Raw genomic sequence first — 23,803 nt, 5'->3', positions numbered from 1 at the left:
GGATTATTAAAATAAATAATGGAAAAAATATAGTGAAAAATTATAATTTTTCATAGTATTCATCACTGACCTCTTCCAGCCATTCGTTTGAAGTCTCTTCACCTGAAACCTCAATGGCAATGTGGCTGAACCAGGAGTCCTTTTGAGCGCCGTGCCAATGCTTTACATTAGGCTTGATTTCAACGACCATACCCGGCTTTAGCTCTACCGGGTCACAGCCCTCTTCCTGATACCATCCGTTTCCAGCAACACAGATGAGAATTTGTCCACCGCCACTTTTTGCATGATGGATGTGCCAGTTGTTTCTGCATCCTGGCTCAAAAGTGACATTTGCTATGAATAATATGTTATCCTCAAAATCTACCAAAGGATTCAAGTATGATTGGCCAATGAAGTATTGTGTGAACGCATCATTAGGCATTCCCTTTCCAAAAATATTTTTGCTATCAAAATCAGACATGATAATTCACCATAAATGTTGAGTTATGCAACAATCAATGTTGTATAAAAAAAATTCGAAGCTACGGCAGTGCAACTTCGAATCAAGATTTTTCACGACTTGTTAATTAGTCACTTAATACTTATTATATTCATACCTTATAAATTAAATGGTTTTGAAAAAATTTCAAAAAAGAATATATGAAACGTAAAGTAACCATTCACTCACCAAATCATTAAATACTCAAAAAATAATGCTAATTCAAGGTGATTAATATGATGAACTTTGAAAAACTATCAAAAATATATTTCAGTCCCTCAGGAACCACTGAAAAAATAGTGAATGAAGTCGCAAAGAACTTCAACATGAACCGAGAGAACTACGACCTGTTGAGTTTTGATGAGTCAAAAACATTCACAGATGAACTTGTAATCATTGGAATTCCGGTTTTTGACGGAAGAATTCCAAAGCTTGCATGCAAAAGGCTTTCCAAAATCAAAGGAACAGATACAAAAGCCATTGTTGTTCTGAACTATGGAAACATCAACTACGGTGACGCACTCCTTGAGCTAGTGGAACTTTTAAAAGAAAACGATTTCCATATTGTCGGCGTTGCAACAACAGTCAGCCAGCACTCCCAATTCAATGAGGTGGGAAGCAACCGTCCCGATGCCAGCGACATGGAAAGAATCAACGAGTTTTCACGAAAGGTCATTGAGAAGCTAAACAGCAACACCCAAAACGAGATCTTTGTAAGCGGATACAAGCCATTTCCAGATTACAAGACTCCTGATTTCAGCGTGTTGTGTGATGAGAACCTCTGCATCGAGTGCATGGACTGCGTTTACACATGCCCCGAGGAGGCAATATCCGAGCTAACTCCGACCGAAACAAATCTTGACGACTGCACAAGATGCACAACATGCATCAATGTCTGTCCGGAAAATGCAAGATCCTTTGGCGGAGACACCTATCAGTCAGAACTTGAAAATGCAATTTCAAACAGCCTCGAGAGAAACGAGGTGGAATTTTTCCTGTAAAGCACAACACGTGCTTTACAATATTATTTTTTGATTAAAATTGTTAATACCAATATTAAATTGTTTTAAACGTATAATGAATAAATTTAAAAGATATGAACTCAATAAAATCTAATTGCAAGAATAATTGGTGAAAATATGCAAATTAAAAGCAATATTGATATTGGAAACATTGGCAGAATGGCAGAAATAGCTGAAATATATGAAACCACCAGACAGACAGAAAAATCAGAAAAATACCATGAACTCATAATACATATATGCGACAGGCATCCGAAAAATGAAAGAATGCTGGAATTTAAGATAAACTCCCTCAATCACTTAAAAAAACAGTATAAATCCCTTGAAACCACAAGGGAATTGCTAAACTTAAACTCCTCAAACATTTATGCTCTAATAAACATTTCAGAATATACTATGAGCAATTAAAGAGTTTTTAAACTTGTAACTTAAAACCGGTTCCAATAAACTGGGCAACGTCACGACCGGTGTCATCTGAGATATCCACATTGACAATGGATGATGTCCTTCCGCTTTTGCGGCATGTTGCCTTAGCTATCAGCTTGTCCCCTTTCGGAGCGGACAGGTAATGGATGTCAACTTGCTGAGCAACAGTCAATTGGTGAATCTGGTTTGAAAGAACTGCGAAAGCGAAGTCGCCTAAGGTAAATATAACTCCACCCATAACTCCACCGTAAGCGTTTCTGTGCTCATCGGTTAAAACCAAGCTGCAAATAGCTTCATCTTCAGTAATCTCATCCAATGTGATGCCTGTATTTACAGCATATTTGTCCTTGTAGAAAAATTCTCTTGCCTCTTCTAGTGAATTGAAATTAGCCATATTTTTACACCCAATATTAATTTAGATTGTGTGAATAATTAAAATTTTTGATGATTGTTCAACCAACACAACAAATATTTAAGAAAATATCAATAATTAATTACATGGCAGAATTAACATTTAAGATAGCTGAAAGAGATGAATCTGAGTTAATATTAGAATACATTAAAAAGCTTGCAGATTATGAAAAAAGACTTGACGAGGTAATTGCAACACCTGATGATATTGAAAAATGGGTTTTTGACGAAAAACAGGCAGAGGTAACCTTTGCACTTTTAGATGGTGAAGTAATAGGCTTTGCATTATACTTCTTAAGCTTTTCAACATACATAGGAAACGTGAACATGCACCTTGAGGACCTCTTCATCGAACCGGAATATCGAGGAAACGGTTATGGCAAGGCACTTCTAAAGGAATTGGGAAAAATAGTTCTTGAAAGAGGCTACGGTCGCTTTGAATGGACATGCCTATCCTGGAACAAGCCAAGCATTGACTTTTACCTGAGCATCGGTGCCGAGCTGAAGGATTGGGAACTGTTCCACTTCAAGGGTGAGGCCCTGGAAAAATTCGTTAATGAGTAATCTCATTATTTAATTTTATTTTATTAAAAAAAAATGTGAAAAACAACCCTATCGCAAAATAAACTCAAAAACACAATAGGGCCATCTATCACATCGGAATTTTGTCATACTTGCTTTTATTTGAAAAATCTTTTTTAAAAAAAGAAATATTGCAAATAAAAAGGCATATGTCCCACCCAACCCAACCTAAATATTTTCAATCATTGAAAATACACATTGTTTCATCCTTGTTCATGTCATGATAGAATTCCGCATTGCTTCCGTTGAAATCTATCACCTGAACCATATCATATATCTCCTCATCCAGATTCGGATCAATTTCCTTCAGGATATTCTGATAATCAAAGACCATATCCCTGTTGAATTCTATTTTTTTCTCGTTTTCAAATAATGCCCCGTAGTATATTTCCGCTTCGACCAGATCCTGGAACATGTGGCTTCCGAAAGACAGTTCAGGCATATATCCAACTTCACTGTACGATTCTTCCAGAATTGCAGAAAAATGACTGATGTCCGCAAAGACAACTGGAATTCCCAATTCGGGAGATGATGTGCCTATTCTTCCAGGAACAATTAAGATAGCCGTTTTGTCATTGTTTTTACAGTAGCTATTTACGTTATTTATTACGCGAGATATTGAACTCTTCTGGGCATAGGGATACTCATAATACTTGTGAGGGTCAACATAACAGATTGCATCAATCTTATTTTTACGTGACATCCCCATGGAGGATTCCTTGATATGGAAGAAGACATTTTTATCTTCAGGCATTTCAATAGCCTCATTGTTTGTTGAAACCTGAAGAGGGCGGCACTGCAACAGGTTTATGTTGAAGGAATTGTCCTCAGCAACATTAATTGTATACTCTATGTCAACAGGATAGTCATATGCAGTTTCCAGAGTACTTAAAATTTCTTTCATCACTTCAATGAACTGCTGATTTCTTACAAGACCCTCACAGTTGACAAAGACAATTTCACGGCGCTGTCCCCGTTCGCGAAACATGCTTTCGGCTTCACGGTCATGTTCTATGAGAACCTTTTTTGCATATCTCGGAAGGACATCCAATCCGTCATCAATGCGAATGTCATGCAGGCTCCTGTTTTCCAAATCGATGACGTCCAAATAGTGTTGGGAATATCTGTGCTTTTCCTTAATGTCTTTCATCATGGTCAATTCAGGCTTATCAAGATTGACAATTCTAGGATAATCCTTTTTTGTCCTGTCCACAGCCTTTGTACCAAGACCCATTACAAGCCTCAACATTCCCTTGCCGTTATCCATATCAGGAAGCGGGGAATACGGGCTGTATGAAAATCCAACACCTGCAGCAGTAGGGAAAAGATAATCGCCGCAATATGAACCTGAAACCCTCTGAACCAGAAGGGCCATCTGCTCATCGGCGTCATCCAAATCATTTAATTTCCTGTACTCCAATGCTGAAATGTTCATGGTACTTGCATAAACCACTTTCACAGCATCCTCAAAAGCGGTAAGACGCTCCTCAAGACTTCCCCGGTTTACACAGAACACTGACTCATATTTGCCTGCAAACGCATTTCCATATCCGTCCTCAAGAAAACTACTTGACCTAACTATAATCGGATTTTGTCCGAAATAATCAAGGATATGAATGAATTCCTTTTTGATTTCCTCTGAAAAGACACCATTTTTAAGGCCTTCCTCCAGCTTTTTGCCGTATTCATAATATCCCTCTTCAGTTCTCTGCTTTACCCTGAGGTCCCACAAGTCATTTGACACTATATAAGTATAAAACAAATCAGAACCTATATAAAACGAATCATCAGGTTCAAATACATTGTTATATAATTCCGGACAGTTTTTTTCAATGATCTTTCTTGCAAGAAGCATTCCGCAGGATTTACCGCCGACCAAACCACTTCCTACACGGCGATCGTAAATGGTAGTGTAATCCTCAAATGTGAAATATTCCTTGATTTTGGAAAGCATCTTCTCATCCTTGGTCATCATGAGCTCGCAAATCTTGTCACATTCTTCATCGACATTTTCACCTTCGCCATGCTTCATCCTGACCTGAAGCATATATCTTTCCCAACTGTCCAAAATCTGACCGTTCTGATATTTGTCAGAATCATTGACGGTCTTATAATACTTGCTGACTTCATGGCCATCCTGCAGAACCTTGACGGAACCGGTTTGGGGGTTGAACTTATGTCCCAGAAACATGGTCTGGGAGTATCTGTTCCACACCTTCAATGGAGAAACATAAACCTCATCAGCGGAATTTGAATATACATTCAAAAACAGCTGTGTTGTTTCACGTATTTTTGCTATGGCATCATAGGAGTGTCTTCCCCTAATGATTGGGAAAAACGCCACAGTATCAAGCTGGAAAAGAAACGGACATGTCACCCTAAAGAAATTACCCATCATCAAATCGGTTGACCATACAGCCTGAAGGTCGCTTAGGCAGTCAAATACATAAAATGCATCAAAGCCTTCCTTTTCTATAATCCTATGAACTTCCAGCGTGAATGTCTCGAATTGGTTATATGGATTAACCTGATATATCTTAATCCCATCACGTTCAATCATGCAAAACTCCTTATCAGAGTCATTTTGCTCAATTTCAAGTAAATCAAAATCCTCCTCGGTCATTTCTATCAATGGAGGGTGATTAGCAAATCGAATATATATCAAGTTTCTGTTGTCCTCTTTTGCTTGCTTTATATAGGGATCGGCAAAGTAGGAAAATTCATTTAGATTAGTGACATTCCACACTACATTATCTCCTAAACGGATATTATCCAAAGCATTGTCCAGTCCCGGAATTCCTGATTTAATTCTATCGAATGCTGCCATAACAATATCTCCTAATCATTAATTAACTTTAACATGAATCTAAATATTAACCTCTAACCATAGGCACACCTGTCAGTTGTGAAGCCTCAACAGTCAATGCCACGAGGTCCTGACGCTCAAGCTTTTCTATGTCAGTGTTTCCTGCCTGTTGAGTTAAGGAGGTAACTTCCTGAGTCATTGCTTCAATGTAATTTGCAACTTGCTGACCTTTTCTTATAGGATCCAATCTTCTTCTAAGCATCCTGTCCTGTGTTGCAATTCCTTTCGGACAGATTCCCTCAGAACAGCTTTGGCAAACCTTACAACCTATAGAGATCAATGCAGAAGTAGCTATATATACTGCATCTGCACCTAAAGCGATTGCCTTTGCAACATCGGCTCCAGACCTTATCCCTCCTGCAGCTACAAGGCTCACCTCACTTCTCAAATTAATGTCCTTTAGGGCACCATCAGCTTTTACAATAGCTTCAATGGTAGGGATTCCTGCATGTTCAGTAACCACTTCAGGGCCTGCACCAGTTCCCCCTTGCATACCGTCAACCACAATAATGTCCGCACCGGCCTTAGCAGCAATCTTTACATCCTGCTCAACCCTACCGGCTGCGAACTTAACGATGATTGGGACTTTCCAATCAGTGATTTCCCTTAGCTGGTCGATTTTCATGCCCAAATCCTCAGGACCGACAATATCCATGTGTCTTGCCGGACTTAATGCGGATGTTCCTTCAGGGATGTTTCTAACCCTGGCAACTTCAGCGGTTACCTTATGGGCAAGCAAGTGACCTCCCATACCGGATTTTGCACCCTGACCTATTTTGATTTCAACAGCTTCAGCATTGTTCAGATAGCTTGCAGAGACTCCAAAACGGCCTGATGCATATTGGGCTATCAACTTATCGGCGAAATGCCTTTCTTCAGGAAGCATTCCTCCTTCACCAGTATTTGCTATTGAACCCACTTTACTGCTTCCAATGGCCAACGCTATTTTTGCCTCCTTGCTCAATGCACCAAATGACATTGCCCCGATCATTATAGGAGTGTCAATCTCAATCGGATTTTCAGCAAAACGGTCACCCAGAACAACTGAAGTCTTGCAGGGTTCCCTGTATGAATCGATTGGAGGTCTTGATACCTGCGCAGGCAATATGCTCAAGTCATCAAATGTAGGTATCTTACGGGTCAAACCGCAACCTCTAACCTTATATGAACCGGTTTGGCTTTTGCGTTTAATTTCAACCATGGTAGAATTTGACCATACCCCTCGCCCTTCATCTGCAAGAGGCCTGACATATATCGCATGTGTCGGACACATTTCCTCACATATCTTGCACCCTACACAATTTTCCTGACGTATCGGAAGAGGCTCGTCATTGATTACCTCATAAACATCATGAGGACAATTCGAATAGCAGCTGTAACAGTTCTTACATGCTGACTGTTTAGGATTGTCACAAAGATACCAGCAGCAACCTGGGCGATTGTTGTTCTGTTTGCATATTTCTATCTTACGCTCAACAGTGAATGACATTTAATTCACCCCCTCTTCCATGTTTCTCAATGGCTTGAATACAGGGCAGACCGAATATTTTGTTCCCCCTGATTTTACGACCTCATCAATGGCACTTGTTATCTTTGCATATGGTTTCCATGCAAGGTGGTCCTGCTTGTCGACAATGAGCGCTTCGGTTACGATTTTATTTGACAATAGATAGTCCAGCAATGTTGTTACAATGGATCCGTCCTGACCTTGGGTATGTTTTAGTGATTTGACTGAAAGCACTTTGATGAACTCCCCTATTGGCTTTGAATTGTCATTTCTCAAATCTTCATGAATGAAAGTTCTCGGACAGACCCTGAAGCATAAATGACAATTTTGAGGGCAGTTTCCTTTCATTATCGGTTTGGTGTCGTCAATTGTAATCAGATTGTCCGGACATACATATTCGCATGCTCCACAAAGCACACATGCACCAACATCAATGACATTGGATTTCAAATCTGAGAAGTCGGACTCCAAAATGTCCTTGTTGATTGAACTGTCTGACTTGTCCCTCTGATACAGAACAGGACGTGCCAAAAATTCCCTTCTCTCAATATTTTCAAGATTTTTAGCAATCTTGTTTCCTGCAAGTCTGTTCAATAGATTGAATTGTGATTCATTGAGGTCTTTAGCTTTTATGAATTCCTGCTTTATTGCCCCGTTGACTATTTCCTCACCTTTTTCAGTTCTGATAATTAATGTTGACCAGCCATCCTCCGAACCTATGGAACCTATGGAAATGTCTGATGTTTCAGAAGTTAGTTCAACACAGATATTGCAGTTTTTCCTGATTATCCGTTTGGCCACAGACAGGGGAATTTTAACTGTTTCTTTAGTTTTCAATAATAGGAATACGAATCCTTTTTCAATTTGAAATTTTTCAATATCATCCATTTTCAAGCCATATTCACTCAAGAGACTTTCAAAGTATTTATATGAAAAGTTCTCCATACAAAATAATCCCAGCTTAACGTCAATAGGACTGTCAGTGTAATATTGCAGTTTGGATGCAGCCATAATTTCACAGGGTGTTCCAACCATTGCTATTTTGTGTTTGCTCATATTTTCAGCTCCTATTGCATATTAACAATTTTTTTAAAGTTTGTATAATCTATGTCTGTAAGTTCAAAACCGTATTTGGTTAGAATTTCCTTCAGCTCTTTTTGATCTTTAAGTGTGGTCTTTTCCATGACAGCATTTTTTCCTAAACTTTTAACGTCACCAAGGACATATATGGTTCCCCTCATGATTGATTCGCCAACGTCGTCAGTCACATCGCCAAGTATTATGAGTTTACCTCCCATCATGAGCAATCCGGTCATGTATCCACTGTTTCCACCAATTATAACGGTTCCTCCTTTCATGATTTCTCCGGTTCTTGAACCTGTGCTTCCTTTCACTATTACTGTTCCGCCATAGATTCCTTGTCCTGCACCATCACCTGCAGTGCCTTCTATAATCAATTCTCCTTTGGCCATGTTGTCTCCAGCAAACCAACCTGCATTTCCGGTTACGTGAATTTTTGGCCCATTAACCATTGTTCCCGCAAAATAACCTGCAGAACCATTGATTTCCACACATATGTCCTCAGTCAAACCTGCACACACATTGTGTCTTGACTCAGGATTGTTAATAATGAGCTTATCATGAAATGCAGCCTGTTTTTTTATGGTACGATTTAATTCCTTTGAATCCATATCCTTTGCATCAATAACATATTCTTTCATGGATAAACCCCCTCATTAAATTGTGTAAGCCCTAGTTTCACCTGGAGCGATTTGCTCTATCTGGTCTGAATCTATGACATCGTGCAATGCCATTTCCTCTGATGCTATGGCAAAAATTTCATCAGTTTCAGCCATGACCCCTGGCCTGAGGCCAAGCTTGTCCTTTGCAATACCTATGCCGTTAGGTGTTCCCACAAGTATTGAAAAAGGACCGTCCAAATCAACAACCGCATCATCCAAAGCTTCTTCCAGCTTATATCCTTGGTTAAGTTTGTCAGCCATATAATGAACAATGCATTCTGTATCGTTGAATGATTCAAATATATGGCCTTTTCTCTCCAATGGATCCCTTATTTTCCAGTAGTTTGTGATTTGCCCATTATGCACCACAGTTATGTCTGGAATTATATAACTTTGATATGGGTGTGCATGATACCTGTCCACACCACTTTCTGTTGCAAAGCGGGTGTGTCCGATTCCATGGGTCCCCATCCTGGAGGGAACGTCGAATCTTTCTGCAATGTCCTTTACCTTTCCGATATCCTTTATCATTTCAAATGAATGGGAACCGTTGATTACCCTTACGTTTTCGAGTTCATCTATTTCCCGTATACACGGTTTTAAAAGAGAATACTCATCCAATGCTATTTTACATTTATATACATCAGAATCACCAACGGACTCGATTAACTGTTCTTCATAAATCTGACTAAACTGAGTCAGAAGTGATTTTAAATTGTCTAATGTTCCTTTTCTCCTATTTACTTGAATGTTTAATTGATAATAATTTTCAGAAAAATTTAAACCCCCATAGATTGCATAACCTGCTGAATCCGGCCCCCTGTGCTGTAAAGATTCAAGCATTGAAGTTAATGCTTCCCCTACGTGGTGAGTTTTTTTATCCTTGTATATTACACCTGCTATTCCACACATCCTTATACCTCCATTTTAAATAATCGGAGAATACATGTAGATTAACTAAAAAAATAATTCCGATAATTCCTCATATGCCTTGAAAAAAATAATCATGAATTGCTAATCCTACATATGCCTTATAAATACTCCCAATACTAAATATGCCTTAAAACAATGTTTCAAAATTCCTAAAAAAAACATCATATATAAAAATAATTTAAAACTTAAAACCTCCGAAATTTATTGGCTGGCGACCACGGCAAAATCGGCATGGCCGCCAAGATATTCCGACAATATAATAACTTATACGTTCAAATATTCATCACGTTCATAATCAAATACCTGTATTCTGTAAGCATCCCATTCAGCCCTTTTTATGTTATAGAACTGATTGAATACTTTTTCCCCAAGTGCATTCTTGATTACGTCATTTTCATCCAATGCATGATATGCTTCCCATAGACTTGTTGGAAGACTGCTGATTCCTTTTTCGACTATTTCATCTTCGGAAAATGCAAAGAGGTTTTCTTCAGTAGGTTCACCAGGATCAATCTTATTGTCCATACCATCCAAACCTGCTTCAAGCAATACTGCAAATGCTAGGTAAGGATTACATGAAGGGTCAGCAGACCTGCATTCGATTCTTGTACCTAATCCTCTTGATGCTGGAATCCTTAACAGGGTTGACCTGTTTTTAAAACCGTAAGCTATGTAACATGGTGCTTCATAACCCGGAACCAAACGTTTGTAAGAGTTGACTGTAGGAGATAAGATTGATGACAATGCAGGTGCATGTTTCAGCAATCCTCCAATGAAGTACAATGCCTCCTGAGAGATTTGAGTTTCAGTGTTAGGGTCGTAGAAAATGTTTTCCCCATCCTTGAACAGACTTTGATTACAGTGCATTCCACTACCGTTGATTCCCAAGAACGGTTTTGGCATGAATGTTGCTTTGAAACCTAAATTATTGACCAATGCTTTGACTGCTTCCTTAAATGTTATGACAGCATCAGCTGTTTTCAAAGCGTCTGCATATTTGAAGTCCACTTCATGCTGACCTGCTGCAACTTCGTGGTGGCTCACCTCAACATCAAAATCAAGCTTTTCAAGACCCAGTACGATTTCCCTTCTGATATCAGTACCTTGGTCTAGTGGTTCCACATCAAAGTATTCAGCTTCATCCGCAGGTATGTAATTTCCATTTTCATCCTCAGTTATGATGAAGAATTCAGGTTCTGGACCCATATTAAATTGATATCCTCTTTTTTCTGCTAATTTTAAGGATTTTTTAAGTACTCCCCTTGGATCACCGTCATATGGTTTCCCATCAGTTGTGAAAATATCACATATGAATCTACTGGTACCTTTTGATTCAGGCCTCCATGGGATTGTTGAGAATGTGTTGATGTCCGGTTTTGCGAGAAGGTCACTGTCATTGATTGAAGCCAATCCTGCTACTGAAGAACCATCAAACAATAATCCATCATTTACTATATCTTCAACATCATCCGCCTTTTTAAGAGGCACCGCCATGCTTTTAGGTAATCCATGTATATCTGAAAATTGCAATTTCAGAAATTTTATGTCGTTTGCGTCGATTGTCTTTATAATTTGATCTAATGTTTTATCTTTTTCTGACATTTTTTCACTTCATTTGAATATCTTCTCCATTTAGTTGAGTTAATATGGAAAAATGGAAAACCATTTTGACTAAATGAATTTAATTAAATACTTCACCGGAAGGAAACTTCCTTCCGACTAATAGTATATAATCAAAGATATATAAATGTTTTGAAAAAAACATCTAAATGTAATTTAAATTATACATAACACGTACTTAATCTTCTAATGTCAGTTATTTTTTGCATATAATGAATTAAAATAAATAAAATCAAATCTAATAAGATTTAAATTAAAACAATGAAATAAAAAGTAAATTATCAAAAATGTGAATAGGTTATCTAAAAAAAATAATTAGCAAATAAATGATTAAAAAAAGAGAATAAAACAAGAAATCTATACGATTCCTTGTGCGTTCATAGCGTCTACTACTTTTTTGAATCCTGCAATGTTTGCTCCTGCTACGTAGTTTTTATCCATACCGTATTCTTCAGCAGCAGCTGCAGCATTTGCAAAGATAGTTTCCATAATGTTTTGAAGTTTACCGTCAACTTCTTCGAAAGTCCATGATAATCTTTCGGAGTTTTGTGACATTTCTAATGCGGAAGTAGCTACTCCACCAGCGTTGGAAGCTTTACCTGGTGCGAACAGTACACCGTTTTCTTGTAAGTATTCGGTTGCTTCAATGGAAGTTGGCATGTTTGCTCCTTCAGCAACAGCAGTTACGCCGTTTGCAACTAATGCTTTAGCATCGTCTAATAACAATTCGTTTTGGGTTGCACATGGTAATGCGATGTCACATTTTACGGTCCATACGCCTTTGCCTTCGTGGTATTCAGCGGATGGTCTTGCTTCAGCGTAAGCAGTTAATCTTTCTCTTCTTACTTCTTTTACTTCTTTGAGTAATTCTACGTCAATTCCTTCTGGGTCGTAAATCCATCCAGTGGAATCGGAACAGGTTACAGGGTTACCGCCTAATTGTTGTGCTTTTTCGATAGCGTAAATTGCTACGTTACCTGCACCGGAAACTGCGATAGTTTTTCCTGCAATATCAATATCATTAGCTTTTAACATTGCGTTGGTGAAGTATAATAAACCATATCCGGTTGCTTCAGTTCTTGCAAGAGATCCTCCGAAGCTTAATCCTTTACCGGTTAATACTCCTTCGTATAATCCTCTGATTCTTTTGTATTGTCCGAATAAGAAACCGATTTCGCGACCGCCTACACCGATGTCTCCTGCAGGAACGTCTGTGTCTGCTCCGATGTATTTGCATAATTCGGTCATGAAGCTTTGACAGAACGCCATGATTTCCCTGTCGGATTTTCCTTTAGGATCAAAGTCGGATCCACCTTTACCTCCACCAATTGGAAGTCCGGTTAAGGAGTTTTTGAAGATTTGTTCGAAACCTAAGAATTTGATAATTCCGACGTTTACTGAAGGGTGGAAACGTAACCCTCCTTTGTAAGGTCCGATAGCTGAGTTGAATTGTACTCTGTAACCGGTGTTTACTTGTACTTGACCGTTGTCGTCTACCCATGGAACACGGAATTTGAATTGTCTTTCTGGGTTTGTTAATCTTTCAAGAAGTGCGTTTTTTCTGTATTCTTCTTCGTTTTCTTCAATTACTACCCTTAAGGATTCTAATACTTCACGAACTGCTTGGTGAAATTCAGGTTCTGAAGGGTTTTGTTCTATTATAGTTTCAATTACTTCATCTACGTATGACAAAATTATTCCTCCAAATCGAAATTTGAATTAATTTTTAATTATATCATTAAAAGAGTTCTTACTTCATCAAGTAATTTTTAACAATATAGTTAATTATATGCATCTTCTAGTATTTAAATATTATTCAATATTTAATAGAAATATATTGATATTATTCATAAAAATTAATATAAATATTATACAATTTATAAAAAAATAATAAAAAAATATTAAATTAAATAAATCTTTTTAAAAATTTTTCTACAATTAACAATAAAAATAGGCAATACATAAACAAATGTCGGAAGTCATCTTCCACCAAAAATTTTCCGAAGACATGAAAGTTGCAAGTGTTCCAAATATCGGAACGAATCGCCCTCAAAATTAGAACAAAATGGAGAAATGCAAAAAAATATTAAACAAAATTATACAGTATTTTTAAAACCATATTCTTTTATATACCATAATTGATAAATTAATATTTAAAATACATCAAAAATCAATTTTTAATAAACAAAATGGTAAAATTATGATTAATAAAACACAATATGAAACATTGAAAGAGAACTACCTCTCAAAAAACAGGAATATGCATTCATTGTATGTGGAATTAAACAAAGAGATTGCCGTTTCAAAACAAGTATTTTTCAAGTTAATAAATCAGATAAGACAAGAAGAAGGATTAAACGAATTTTATACAAAAAAAGAAAAAAGAAAAAGTAATATTATAACACATTTGGACAAGTCTCCAAAATGTTATAACTAGTAATCAACATAATACCTGAGAATAGCTGCAATTCCACCGAATGCCCTGAAGATTTGCATACCTTCCTCAGTTTCAGTTGAAATGAATTCTACTTCAGTATTCATTTCCTCAGCCCGTTCAACAAACTCTTCAGCCAAGTCAATTGAAGACTCTTCTTTTAAGATTTCACCACAGTTAGGGCATTTCTCCTTGAGGTTGTCCGCTTCAGCCTGAGTCTTAACAGTGATCTCTTTTTCCTCACCGCAGCTAGGACAAACGAATTTCTTACGCATGCTTGTCAAGTCCTCTGATAAGAGCAATGTGTCAACAGCACCCATAATCAAGTTGTTTCTTACCTGGTTTTCACCATAGGAACATAAACCCTTATCCTTTCTTAACTCCTGAATGAATTTCTGAACGAGCTTTTTCTCATGCATAACGTCAAGGTTTTCCAAATCATCAGCAGCACGGGTAATAACCTCACGGATACCCTCTTCACCGGTGTAAGAGGTGTCCACTATGGAAATGACCTTGTTTTTAAGTTCATATTGAAGGTAGTCACCATCATAGAAGTCTTTTTTGGTAAAGCCCGGACCGCCTAAAATGATTCCTTTCAAGTCATCCTTGAGCGGAAGATAAGCCTCGTTCATGTGATCTCCAATACGTTTAAGGAATTGGTGAGCAAGGTCTTCGATTACACGGTCAAACCTTCTTTGTGATTGTCCCCCTGCCTTGTGCTTTCCAGGAACACCACTGGTCAAGTGACCGAGAATGGTTTCTTTCTTACCTTTCAATGTAGCGTAGGTAGCCTCATTTCTGTCGATAACAGCCACACCATAAACGTCATGCTCTTCAATCATGTATTCCAATGGCTCTACGAAAAACTCGTTGTTACATTTATACCAGTAGGTCTGAACAGGTTCCGGTGGCTCTATAATGTATTTTTCCATCTTTTCAGTACCCGGACCGCCTTTAGGAATCATACCTACAAATAAAACCAAACCGTTTTCAGGCGGTTGCCTGTATAGTTTTATGCTTTCTAAAATAACCGCAATAGCAGACTGTACATTTTTTCTTGTTTGTTTACTCTTAATGTTAGCACTCTGACCCATTTCATCTCTCATGTGCTTACCAACATCACTCAATTGCTTGGTTGGTGGAATATAAACGGAAACAAGCTCTGTACCTCTACCTCTTTTTTCTGATAATTCTTTTAAAGTTTTCTTAAATTCATACAATTCTTTTGATGATACGTTAGCCATGTTATCCCTATAATAATTAAATTAATATAATAGATATAATTATATAAATACAAATATAAATAATTAATGAAAAAACAGTGAAAATCCCCATTATTTAATGTGACTTTTATGAAATGGAAAATCGGAAATGTGAAAATCGACAATCAGGTTGTTCTTGCGCCGATGGCTGGAATCTGCGATTCATCGTTCAGAAGGATTGCCAAGTCAATGGGCTGCGGACTATTGTCAACCGAAATGGTTTCAGACAAGGCGATAATGTATGACAACTGGAAAACAAAGTCAATGCTTTTCATGACAGAATATGAAAGGCCAATCGCCCAGCAGATATTCGGCGCAGGTGTCGAATCATTTAAAATTGCTTCATCATTCATTGAAGAAAACATGAAACCTGACATCATCGACATAAACATGGGATGTCCCGTCACAAAGGTTGCCGTAAGGTCACAGGCAGGAAGCGCACTTTTAAAAAACCCCAAAAAGGTAAGAGACATTGTCAGTGCAGTGGTGGATACAGTGAACGTTCCGGTGACAGTCAAAATCAGAAGCGGATGGGACAATCGCTGCATAAATGCAGTTGAAATAGCAAAGATTGTTGAGGACTGCGGAGCATCTGCAATAACAGTGCATCCCCGCACACGTGAGGAAAGATACGGCATCAAGGCAAACTGGTCAATCATAAAAGAGGTCAAGGACACAGTTTCCATACCGGTTATAGGCAATGGGGACATCTTCACATGCTATGATGCAAAAAGGATGATTGATGAAACCGGATGCGATGCAATCATGATCGGTCGTGGAGTGTTGGGAAACCCTTGGCTCATCAGACAATGCATAGATTACCTTGAGAACGGAACAGAACCTGAAAGAGTCACAATGGAAGAGAGAATCGAAATGATTAAAAAGCATGCAGAGCTTTTAAGTGAAATAAGGCCTGAAAAGGTTGCCATGCACAAGATGAGAACCCATGCTGCATATTACCTCAAGGGCCGTTACAGAAGCGCAGAGATAAAGCCAAGACTGTTCAAGATGAACACCAAAGAGGAATTGTTCGACTTACTAGACGAATACGTTGAGCTAATCAAGTAGTTCCTCACCGAATTTTTCAAACAGCTCCAAGTCACCGCTTGCGATGGTGTTTATCTCCATCAAATCCATTCCAGTGATGTCCATGACTTCTCTTGCCATGTGAACGTAAGTGTCGGGATAGTCATTGTATCCGAAAATATGCCATATGACATCATTTTCAAAAACCATTTCCAAATACCAGTCATATCCTTCCAAGTCATCAGGGTCTCGTGCATTGGATTTTTTATGATACTCGTCAAAAATCCACATGTATACATGATATTTTTTCAATAGCTCCAAAATCAGCTCTTCATCAGAAGATGACAATTTCTTTTCAATGTATCCATCAACAGTATTCCTTTCAAAATTAATTATCAACCGAGGATTTGGAAGCTCATAAGGATAAGTCTGATAATGGCCGAATTCTATGGATTTTATGTTTAATTTATCATCTGAATAAATTCCATCTTTTTTAATATTATAATATAATGGAGTTGCAAGATGCTTTTGGTAATTCAGATGCAATACGTCAAAACCGAATGTCCTTATCAAAAGCTCGCCGAACCTGATCCAGTTTATGGGATAGTTGTTCTTGAAGCTGTATTCCTCATAATTGTCGGTTGAATAGATTATGACATTGCATGAATAGACCAATTCCAGCTTTTCAAAATAAGAAAATTTTTCAGATTCGAAATCCTCAAACAACCTTAAATTATCAAACTCATGCAAAAAATCGTCAATTTTTGAATCAGTCAACCTATAGATTTCGCTAGTCATCTTGCGCCTCAAGTCAACAAGTATGTCCACCCATGTATCGTCACAAAGAGGATTCTCCTTTACGAACTTGTCACCGCTTCCACGTTCTGAGATTTTATAGTATGCATTCTTGTTAACCAAATCTATTGTGAAACATTCATAATGGCGATTCAATCTTTTAAAGTTGAATCTTTGAGTAATTTCAATCTTTTCAATCATAAATATCCTTGATAATTAAATTGGTTTTTAAGACTAATATAATTTGATGTAAAACAAACATTTATTAATAATCATTAGTTAATTAATTAACTAAGTGATACTATGATTAGAAGATGCCCACAGTGCGGTACTGCAAGCGATGACATGTATGGTTTTTGTATAAAATGCGGACATGAATTTCCAAAAGTGGCTGAAAACGAGAATGCATGCCCATTATGCGGATTTCCAAATCCCGATGAAGCGGATTACTGCGTCAAATGCGGAACCCCATTAATATTTAAAAGCCAGTTTGAAGGCACACACAATGCAATGAACCCGATTGTCATTAAAAAGGAAGTTGTGAACAACGCCCAAGAGTATAAGGCAAACAGAACAAGCAAATGGTTAATTTTATTTGGATACGTATTCTCAATCTTAGGCGGAATCCTGGGATTGATTATTGCAATTTACCTGTCAACAAGAAAAGATCCGGTAGCTAAAAAACATGGACACATTCAACTGGCAATTTTCGGATTCTACATATTGCTCATCGCAATCCTTTTCGCAACAGGACACATGCCTGCCGATGCAATATCACAATACCAGCAGATGCTATCCGGAAATTTTACCTCTATTTAGGGGAATATACATTATGATGGCGCCGTCACCATCCTCATAGTATCCCGGAACCACCCTATCCACCTTAAAGTTAAATGTCTTGTAAAACTCGACCGCACCATGATTGTTTTCATTCACCTCAAGATATATTGCACTGATGTTTAAAAGTGACAGTATTGAAATCGCCTTTACCAAAAGCTGTGTTCCGGCACCTGTCCTGCGGTAGTTCTTGTCAACGGCGATTGAGATGATGTGGCCCTGATTTTCATACTTTATCCAGAAGATGACATAGCCTATGACATAGCCGTCCTCCTCAGCCACAAGAAAACCCACACCCATTTCATATAACTGCTGAAACATGTTGATACCATAGGATTGGTTAAAAGACATGTTTTCTATTTCAAAAACTCTTCTTAAATCATTCGGTGTGAATTTTCTAACAATCATACAAAAATAACATATAAAATACAAAGTATTTAATTCTAACTAATGTGTTCTAAAAAATATAATACAATATTTTAATACATTGTACAACGAATATTTATTTGAGGATTAAAAATGTGGGATGACTTTGCTGAATATATTCTAAAAGAGGTTGGCGATGAAAATGTGAAAATAGCTGAAATCGCCATTGGAAAATACGACAGGATAGCCGAAATATTATCATCAAAACAAAATATAACACTCATCAAGACAGATATCCTTCCGAAGGATTCGACTGTAATCAAGGACGACATCACAAAGCCAAATCTAGAACTGTACATGGACACTGACATCATATATTCAATCAGACCACCAAGCGAACTTCAACCGTATTTGGTCAAGCTTGCCCAGGAAATCGGATCACAGCTAATCATAAAACCGTTGACCAACGAGGACCTGAATACGGGCAGAGTCAAAATGAAATTAAAGAACTACAACAGAGCAAGCTTTTATGTATTAAGGTGATGTAATGGAAAATCAATCTACAGGTTTGACAACGCAGGAAGCAACGAAAAGGCAGAAGGAGCATGGATTGAACAGGCTTGATGAAAGAAAGCCAACACCCCTTATCGTTTTATTTTTCTCACAATTCATAGACATACTGATAGGACTTCTCATCATTGCGGCAATTGCTGCATATGCGATAGGTGACGTCATTGACGCATGCGTCATCCTGCTTGCGGTCCTTCTTAACGTGATAATGGGATTCATCCAGGAGTACAGGTCCAGAAAGGCAATGGAAAGCCTCAAGAATCTGGTCGTCAAAACAGCGATTGTCAAAAGGGACGGTGAAATCCAGGAAATCAGCTCAGAGGAACTGACAATCGGGGACGTAGTCATTCTTGAAGAAGGAGGCAAGATTCCTGCAGACCTTACACTGATTGAGGTCAATGACTTGAGCTGTGACGAGTCATCATTGACCGGAGAGTCCGAAGCCATCAAAAAGGAAACGGGCGAAGAGGTTTACATGGACTCCAACATACTTTCCGGAAATGCGGTCGGTGTTGTCAAGAATATAGGAATGAAAACAGAAATCGGAAAGATTGCCGAAATTGTCCAGGAAGAGGATGAGGACACCCCTCTCAAGACAAAGGTCGGAAATCTCGGCAAGACACTATCCATCATTTCCATAATCGTGTGTATATCCATTTTCATCCTGGAACTGCTTAAGGGCATTCCACTTGTGGAGACATTCATGACAGCGGTTTCCCTTGCTGTTGCAGCAATTCCAGAAGGCCTTCCTGCAGTATTGACTTTAACACTGGCATTGGGAATGTCACAGATGGCCAAATCAGATGCGATTGTCAGGAAATTGCTATCCGTGGAAACACTTGGATCATGTACCATAATCTGCAGTGACAAGACAGGAACACTCACTGAAAACAGAATGACTGTCGTTGACAGTTTCTACACAAATGAAAAGACCACATTGGAAATCGGAAAACTGTGCAACAATGCAATAATCCGCAATGACGAGGTCATTGGAGACCAGACCGATGGAGCAATCATGAAATTCTGTAAGGACGCAGACATCGACCTTGACAGAATTGATGAAATACCTCTTGACAGCAATCGTAAAATGATGACAACCATACATACACTAAACGGTGAAAGTAACATTGTTCTTACAAAAGGTGCTCCAGAAATAATTCTAGACAAATGCAAATACATAGACAATGACGGAAATGTTGAAATTCTTGATGCTAGAGTTAAGGAAAACATACTTAAGAAAATTGACGAAATGAGTGAAAAGGCATTGAGGGTAATCGGGTTTGCATACAAGCTTCAGGACGAGACAGACCCTGAAGAAAACCTGACATTCACAGGACTTCTCGGATTGATAGACCCTCCTAAAAAAGATGCCAAAAAGGCAGTGAGCGACTGTAAGAAGGCAGGAATCAAAGTCAAGATGATTACTGGAGATTACAAAAAGACTGCCTGTGCAATCGCAAGGGATTTGGGAATACTCACCGACGGAAGAGTCATAACAGGTGCTGAACTGGACCAGATGAGTCTCGAGGAGTATTATGAAATTGCAAATGACATCCAGGTTTATGCAAGGGTCAAGCCCACACAAAAGATGAAAATCGTGGAGGCATTAAAGGAATCCGGAAACATCGTTGCAATGACTGGTGACGGCGTTAACGACGCACCTGCACTCAAGAAGGCATCAATCGGTGTTGCAATGGGTGACGGAACCGACGTTGCAAAGGAATCCGCAGACATGATACTTCAGAACAACGACTTTGCAACAATCGTAAAGGCAGTCCGGGAAGGGCGTAAGATCTATGACAACATCAAGAGATTCGTCAAGTTCCAGGTGTCCACAAATGTCGGTGCGATACTTACCATTGTCGGAACATCACTGCTGTCACTGCCGCTGCCGTTCAATCCTGTTCAGTTGCTATGGCTGAATATCGTTATGGACGGTCCCCCTGCACAGACATTGGGAATTGAGGGGGCCGAAAGGGACATCATGGAAAGGCCTCCTGAAACCGGAGACATCCTGACACGAAAAACATTGACAGAAATCCTGCTTTCAGGTATTGTAATGGCAATCGGAACAATTGCAGTATTCTGGTATGAATTGAGCATCAATGCATCTGAGCAAAAGGCAATGACCGTTGCATTCACACTGTTTGTGATGTACCAACTTTTCAATGCATACAACAGAAAGGCAAATTCAGACAGCTCAAGTAAGTACTTGTACATAGCAATTTTGCTTTCATTCGTGCTTCAGCTGCTAATCATATACATTCCACAATTGCAAATCATATTCAGAACAACATCAATCAATTTAATGGAATGGGTGATGATTATAATTGTATCATTCACCATAATCATTGCAGATAAACTAATGAATAAAGTGATAGAATGAAGATATTTTTGCTTGGCGGAACAAAAGATTCCACAAACATAATCGAACACATAAAAGAAAACTATGACTCTTACATTTTAACAACCACCACAACAGAGTATGGTGCAAAACTGGCTCGTGAGGGTGGAAGCGATGACACCATTGCAAGGCCAATTCCAAAGGATGAGATAAAGGAAATGATTCTTAATGAAAAATTCGACATCCTAATAGATGCAACCCATCCATTTGCCAAACACATCACCCAAACCAGCACAAGCATTGCAAAGGAACTGAAACTTCCATACATCCGCTTTGAAAGACCCACCACAAATCTTGAAAACATCGACACTTCACATATCCATTATGTAGACTCATTCGATGAGGCAGGAAAACTGATCGAGAATGAGTTCACTGAAGGAAATGTCCTTCACTTTGCAGGAGCAAACACCATGGGAGACATCCTGAAATACGTTTCAGTTGACAGGTTCTATCCAAGAATCCTTAAGGTCGAAAGCTCCATTGAAAAGTGCAAGTCACTTAATGTTGATTCAAACCACATCATCCCCATGAAAGGCGCCGCAAGCCTTGAGGAAAACATTGAACTTATTGAAAGGTACGATGCAAGCGTGATGATTACCAAGGAAAGTGGCGAGATAGGTGGAGTAATCGAAAAGATAGAGGCTGCAAACGAGAAGGATGTTGCAGTCATAATGATTCAAAGACCAAAAATAGACAGTTTAGAAAAAAATGATATTGTATCTAACCTCGAAGAGTTAGACATTAAATTAAAAAGCTTTTTTTAAAAATAGATATAAAATAAACGCCGAGACTGGGATTTGAACCCAGGCGAGGATGACCTCACAGGATTTCAAGTCCTGCGCCTTACCAGACTAGACTATCTCGGCATATGAAAAGGAATATTTAGAAGGAATCTAAATATTTATCCTTTAAGTTCAATTTCAATACTTACATTATCAGGAACGTTAACTTTCATGACTTGTCTCATAGCACGTTCATCAGCTCCAATACCGATTAAACGTTTATGAATCCTGAGTTCCCATTTTTCCCAAGAAGCTTTACCTTCTCCATCTGGAGATTTTCTTGTTGGAACTACTAATTTTTTAGTAGGTAATGGAATAGGACCAGATAAGTCAACACCAGTTCTTTCAGCAATTTTTTTGAGTTGATCACAAACGTATGCTAATTTTTCTGGGTCAGTTCCAGTAAGTTTAATTCTTGCTTGATTCATGTATTATCCTCCAAAAAACAAAAGAAAAGAAAGTAAAAAGTTACTTTCTAATTATTGTTTACAAACTTATTTTGCTGAGGTAACTTTAAGACATAATCCTGCAGCAACGGTTTGACCCATATCTCTGATAGCGAATCTTCCCATAGGTGGGATTTTTTGAGCTTCTTCCATAACCATTGGTTTGGTTGGTTTAATTTGGACGATCGCTGCATCACCAGTTTTGAGGAAGTCAGGGGTTCCTTCTTGAGGTTGACCGGTTGCAGGGTCTAATTTAGAAGTTAATTCTAAGAAAGTACATGCAGTTTGGGAAGTGTGACAGTGGAATACAGGAGTGTATCCAACGGTGATTACACCAGGGTGTTGTAATACAACAACTTGTGCGGTGAATTCTTTAGCTACAGTAGGAGCATCTCCAGTGTGTCCAGCTACATCTCCTCTTCTGATATCGTTTTTACCTACACCTCTTACGTTGAATCCGATGTTGTCACCAGGTTCAGCTTCGTCGAATACTTCGTGGTGCATTTCGATAGATTTAACTTCTCCAGAAGCTCCAGCAGGTTCGAAGATAACGTTTTCACCTTTTTTCATGATACCGGTTTCAACTCTTCCTACAGGTACGGTTCCTACACCAGTAATGGAGTAAACGTCTTGAATAGGTACTCTTAATGGTAAGTCTACAGGTTTTTCAGGTGGGGTTAATTTGTCTAATTCAGTGATAAGTGCGTCACCTTTGTACCAAGGCATGTTTTCACTTTTCTCTTTGATGTTGTCCCCTTCAAATGCAGACATTGGGATGAATGGTACGTCAGCAGGGTTTCTACCGATGGATTTGAGTAATGCACCAACTTCTTCTTTTACTTCGTTGAATCTGTCTTCACTGTAGTTTTCCATATCCATTTTGTTAACTGCAATGATTAATTGTTTAATACCTAAAGTCATGGATAAGAACATGTGTTCTTTGGTTTGAGGCATTACACCGTCGTTAGCAGCTACTACTAATACAGCTGCGTCAGCTTGGGATGCACCGGTGATCATGTTTTTAACGAAGTCTCTGTGTCCAGGACAGTCTACAATAGTGTAGTCGTATTTTTTGGTGGAGAATTTTTGGTGAGCTAAATCGATGGTTACTCCTCTTTCCCTTTCTTCTCCTAATTTGTCCATAACAAATCTGAATTTGTCTTCACCTTCGTCTAATTGTTGTTCAGCGATTGCACCAGCTTTTAATAATAAGTGTCCAACTAAAGTGGATTTTCCGTGGTCAACGTGTCCAATAAATGCTAAGTTAAGATGTTCTTTTTCTTTTGCCATTATA

The 23,803-nt window shown here is 38.5% G+C and carries 23 protein-coding genes and 1 tRNA gene; 9 read left to right on the top strand and 15 right to left on the bottom strand.

What is annotated here, in order from left to right; translation table 11 throughout:
* Window positions 1-40: 40 nt before the first annotated feature.
* On the bottom strand, window positions 41-460 hold the full coding sequence (locus ILA26_RS03520; RefSeq protein ID WP_292894116.1) for a cupin domain-containing protein: 420 nt from the start codon (window positions 458-460) through the stop codon (window positions 41-43).
* Between the two features lie 254 nt (window positions 461-714).
* Here ILA26_RS03520 and ILA26_RS03515 point away from each other — a divergent pair, with 254 nt between their 5' ends.
* Window positions 715-1,479 carry a 4Fe-4S binding protein gene (locus tag ILA26_RS03515; RefSeq protein ID WP_292894114.1) on the top strand — a complete coding sequence of 255 codons (765 nt, stop codon included), beginning with the start codon at window positions 715-717 and terminating at the stop codon, window positions 1,477-1,479.
* Window positions 1,480-1,617: 138 nt separating this feature from the next.
* Entirely contained in the window at window positions 1,618-1,908 is a 291-nt protein-coding gene (locus ILA26_RS03510) for a hypothetical protein (protein ID WP_292894112.1), read from the top strand.
* 7 nt (window positions 1,909-1,915) lie between these two features.
* On the opposite strand, the gene ILA26_RS03505 is transcribed toward ILA26_RS03510, so the two are convergent.
* Entirely contained in the window at window positions 1,916-2,320 is a 405-nt protein-coding gene (locus ILA26_RS03505) for a PaaI family thioesterase (RefSeq protein WP_292894110.1), read from the bottom strand.
* A gap of 104 nt (window positions 2,321-2,424) precedes the next feature.
* Between ILA26_RS03505 and ILA26_RS03500 the strand changes: the two genes are divergently transcribed.
* A complete protein-coding gene (locus tag ILA26_RS03500; protein ID WP_292894108.1) occupies window positions 2,425-2,901 on the top strand; it encodes a GNAT family N-acetyltransferase in 477 nt (158 codons plus the stop codon).
* A 196-nt stretch (window positions 2,902-3,097) separates the two neighbouring features.
* Here the strand turns inward: ILA26_RS03500 and ILA26_RS03495 are convergent, their stop codons facing one another.
* The 7 genes from ILA26_RS03495 to gdhA form a co-directional block, all read right to left on the bottom strand.
* A complete protein-coding gene (locus ILA26_RS03495; RefSeq protein ID WP_292894106.1) occupies window positions 3,098-5,746 on the bottom strand; it encodes a PEP/pyruvate-binding domain-containing protein in 2,649 nt (882 codons plus the stop codon).
* 46 nt (window positions 5,747-5,792) lie between these two features.
* Complete coding sequence (locus ILA26_RS03490; protein WP_292894104.1) at window positions 5,793-7,274, bottom strand: glutamate synthase-related protein; 1,482 nt, start codon at window positions 7,272-7,274, stop codon at window positions 5,793-5,795.
* Window positions 7,275-8,348 (bottom strand): Coenzyme F420 hydrogenase/dehydrogenase, beta subunit C-terminal domain, encoded by a 1,074-nt coding sequence (locus ILA26_RS03485; protein ID WP_292894102.1) that lies wholly within the window; start codon window positions 8,346-8,348, stop codon window positions 7,275-7,277.
* Between the two features lie 11 nt (window positions 8,349-8,359).
* Window positions 8,360-9,013 (bottom strand): tributyrin esterase, encoded by a 654-nt coding sequence (locus tag ILA26_RS03480; protein WP_292894100.1) that lies wholly within the window; start codon window positions 9,011-9,013, stop codon window positions 8,360-8,362.
* Window positions 9,014-9,028: 15 nt separating this feature from the next.
* Window positions 9,029-9,946: a glutamine amidotransferase gene (locus tag ILA26_RS03475; protein WP_292894099.1), complete on the bottom strand. Its 918-nt coding sequence runs from the start codon at window positions 9,944-9,946 to the stop codon at window positions 9,029-9,031.
* A 285-nt stretch (window positions 9,947-10,231) separates the two neighbouring features.
* A complete protein-coding gene (gene glnA / locus ILA26_RS03470; protein WP_292894097.1) occupies window positions 10,232-11,569 on the bottom strand; it encodes a type I glutamate--ammonia ligase in 1,338 nt (445 codons plus the stop codon).
* Window positions 11,570-11,944: 375 nt separating this feature from the next.
* The gene (gdhA, locus tag ILA26_RS03465; RefSeq protein WP_292894095.1) at window positions 11,945-13,279 is read right to left on the bottom strand and encodes an NADP-specific glutamate dehydrogenase; all 1,335 of its coding nucleotides are present in this window, start codon (window positions 13,277-13,279) and stop codon (window positions 11,945-11,947) included.
* Window positions 13,280-13,787: 508 nt separating this feature from the next.
* On the opposite strand from gdhA, the gene ILA26_RS03460 reads away from it, so the two are divergent.
* On the top strand, window positions 13,788-14,024 hold the full coding sequence (locus ILA26_RS03460) for a hypothetical protein (RefSeq protein WP_292894093.1): 237 nt from the start codon (window positions 13,788-13,790) through the stop codon (window positions 14,022-14,024).
* Here the strand turns inward: ILA26_RS03460 and prf1 are convergent.
* Window positions 14,021-15,265: a peptide chain release factor aRF-1 gene (gene prf1 / locus ILA26_RS03455; RefSeq protein ID WP_292894091.1), complete on the bottom strand. Its 1,245-nt coding sequence runs from the start codon at window positions 15,263-15,265 to the stop codon at window positions 14,021-14,023. The genes ILA26_RS03460 and prf1 overlap by 4 nt on opposite strands.
* A gap of 108 nt (window positions 15,266-15,373) precedes the next feature.
* Here prf1 and dusB point away from each other — a divergent pair, with 108 nt between their 5' ends.
* Entirely contained in the window at window positions 15,374-16,351 is a 978-nt protein-coding gene (dusB, locus tag ILA26_RS03450; protein WP_292894089.1) for a tRNA dihydrouridine synthase DusB, read from the top strand.
* Here the strand turns inward: dusB and ILA26_RS03445 are convergent.
* A complete protein-coding gene (locus ILA26_RS03445) occupies window positions 16,340-17,305 on the bottom strand; it encodes a hypothetical protein (RefSeq protein WP_292894087.1) in 966 nt (321 codons plus the stop codon). The genes dusB and ILA26_RS03445 overlap by 12 nt on opposite strands.
* Window positions 17,306-17,407: 102 nt before the next feature.
* On the opposite strand from ILA26_RS03445, the gene ILA26_RS03440 reads away from it, so the two are divergent.
* Window positions 17,408-17,923, top strand: coding sequence for a zinc ribbon domain-containing protein (locus ILA26_RS03440; protein ID WP_292894085.1), 516 nt, complete (start codon window positions 17,408-17,410; stop codon window positions 17,921-17,923).
* Here the strand turns inward: ILA26_RS03440 and rimI are convergent.
* Window positions 17,897-18,349: a ribosomal protein S18-alanine N-acetyltransferase gene (rimI, locus tag ILA26_RS03435; RefSeq protein WP_292894083.1), complete on the bottom strand. Its 453-nt coding sequence runs from the start codon at window positions 18,347-18,349 to the stop codon at window positions 17,897-17,899. The genes ILA26_RS03440 and rimI overlap by 27 nt on opposite strands.
* 111 nt (window positions 18,350-18,460) lie before the next feature.
* Between rimI and ILA26_RS03430 the strand changes: the two genes are divergently transcribed.
* Genes ILA26_RS03430 through cobK form a run of 3 tightly spaced genes read left to right on the top strand, consistent with a single transcriptional unit; the run spans window position 18,461 to window position 22,045 of the window.
* Window positions 18,461-18,850, top strand: a complete 390-nt coding sequence (locus tag ILA26_RS03430; RefSeq protein ID WP_292894081.1) for a UPF0146 family protein — start codon at window positions 18,461-18,463, stop codon at window positions 18,848-18,850.
* 4 nt (window positions 18,851-18,854) lie between these two features.
* A complete protein-coding gene (locus ILA26_RS03425) occupies window positions 18,855-21,263 on the top strand; it encodes a calcium-translocating P-type ATPase, PMCA-type (RefSeq protein ID WP_292894079.1) in 2,409 nt (802 codons plus the stop codon).
* Window positions 21,260-22,045 (top strand): precorrin-6A reductase, encoded by a 786-nt coding sequence (gene cobK / locus ILA26_RS03420; RefSeq protein WP_292894077.1) that lies wholly within the window; start codon window positions 21,260-21,262, stop codon window positions 22,043-22,045. The genes ILA26_RS03425 and cobK overlap by 4 nt, the downstream gene beginning before the upstream one ends.
* A gap of 18 nt (window positions 22,046-22,063) precedes the next feature.
* Here the strand turns inward: cobK and ILA26_RS03415 are convergent.
* The 3 genes from ILA26_RS03415 to tuf form a co-directional block, all read right to left on the bottom strand.
* Window positions 22,064-22,147: transfer RNA gene (locus ILA26_RS03415), tRNA-Ser, on the bottom strand.
* A gap of 35 nt (window positions 22,148-22,182) precedes the next feature.
* Window positions 22,183-22,491: a 30S ribosomal protein S10 gene (gene rpsJ / locus ILA26_RS03410; protein WP_042691424.1), complete on the bottom strand. Its 309-nt coding sequence runs from the start codon at window positions 22,489-22,491 to the stop codon at window positions 22,183-22,185.
* A 66-nt stretch (window positions 22,492-22,557) separates the two neighbouring features.
* Window positions 22,558-23,799, bottom strand: coding sequence for a translation elongation factor EF-1 subunit alpha (gene tuf, locus ILA26_RS03405; protein WP_292894166.1), 1,242 nt, complete (start codon window positions 23,797-23,799; stop codon window positions 22,558-22,560).
* Between the last annotated feature and the right edge of the window lie 4 nt (window positions 23,800-23,803).

It is taken from the genome of Methanobrevibacter sp. (assembly GCF_017940815.1).
Lineage (GTDB): Archaea > Methanobacteriota > Methanobacteria > Methanobacteriales > Methanobacteriaceae > Methanocatella.
The sequence above is the reverse complement of the archived record's forward strand: the minus strand, read 5'-3'. Positions and strand labels throughout refer to the sequence as shown.

Coding starts and splice junctions, on each gene's coding strand:
- ILA26_RS03495 (WP_292894106.1), bottom strand. CDS start 5,746: ATGGCAGCATTCGATAGAATTAAATCAGGAATTCCGGGACTGGACAAT.
- dusB (WP_292894089.1), top strand. CDS start 15,374: ATGAAATGGAAAATCGGAAATGTGAAAATCGACAATCAGGTTGTTCTT.
- ILA26_RS03520 (WP_292894116.1), bottom strand. CDS start 460: ATGTCTGATTTTGATAGCAAAAATATTTTTGGAAAGGGAATGCCTAAT.
- prf1 (WP_292894091.1), bottom strand. CDS start 15,265: ATGGCTAACGTATCATCAAAAGAATTGTATGAATTTAAGAAAACTTTA.
- ILA26_RS03490 (WP_292894104.1), bottom strand. CDS start 7,274: ATGTCATTCACTGTTGAGCGTAAGATAGAAATATGCAAACAGAACAAC.
- ILA26_RS03510 (WP_292894112.1), top strand. CDS start 1,618: ATGCAAATTAAAAGCAATATTGATATTGGAAACATTGGCAGAATGGCA.
- tuf (WP_292894166.1), bottom strand. CDS start 23,799: ATGGCAAAAGAAAAAGAACATCTTAACTTAGCATTTATTGGACACGTT.
- cobK (WP_292894077.1), top strand. CDS start 21,260: ATGAAGATATTTTTGCTTGGCGGAACAAAAGATTCCACAAACATAATC.
- ILA26_RS03440 (WP_292894085.1), top strand. CDS start 17,408: ATGATTAGAAGATGCCCACAGTGCGGTACTGCAAGCGATGACATGTAT.
- ILA26_RS03445 (WP_292894087.1), bottom strand. CDS start 17,305: ATGATTGAAAAGATTGAAATTACTCAAAGATTCAACTTTAAAAGATTG.
- rpsJ (WP_042691424.1), bottom strand. CDS start 22,491: ATGAATCAAGCAAGAATTAAACTTACTGGAACTGACCCAGAAAAATTA.
- ILA26_RS03480 (WP_292894100.1), bottom strand. CDS start 9,013: ATGAAAGAATATGTTATTGATGCAAAGGATATGGATTCAAAGGAATTA.
- ILA26_RS03425 (WP_292894079.1), top strand. CDS start 18,855: ATGGAAAATCAATCTACAGGTTTGACAACGCAGGAAGCAACGAAAAGG.
- ILA26_RS03505 (WP_292894110.1), bottom strand. CDS start 2,320: ATGGCTAATTTCAATTCACTAGAAGAGGCAAGAGAATTTTTCTACAAG.
- ILA26_RS03500 (WP_292894108.1), top strand. CDS start 2,425: ATGGCAGAATTAACATTTAAGATAGCTGAAAGAGATGAATCTGAGTTA.
- ILA26_RS03430 (WP_292894081.1), top strand. CDS start 18,461: ATGTGGGATGACTTTGCTGAATATATTCTAAAAGAGGTTGGCGATGAA.
- ILA26_RS03485 (WP_292894102.1), bottom strand. CDS start 8,348: ATGAGCAAACACAAAATAGCAATGGTTGGAACACCCTGTGAAATTATG.
- rimI (WP_292894083.1), bottom strand. CDS start 18,349: ATGATTGTTAGAAAATTCACACCGAATGATTTAAGAAGAGTTTTTGAA.
- ILA26_RS03515 (WP_292894114.1), top strand. CDS start 715: ATGATGAACTTTGAAAAACTATCAAAAATATATTTCAGTCCCTCAGGA.
- ILA26_RS03460 (WP_292894093.1), top strand. CDS start 13,788: ATGATTAATAAAACACAATATGAAACATTGAAAGAGAACTACCTCTCA.
- glnA (WP_292894097.1), bottom strand. CDS start 11,569: ATGTCAGAAAAAGATAAAACATTAGATCAAATTATAAAGACAATCGAC.
- ILA26_RS03475 (WP_292894099.1), bottom strand. CDS start 9,946: ATGTGTGGAATAGCAGGTGTAATATACAAGGATAAAAAAACTCACCAC.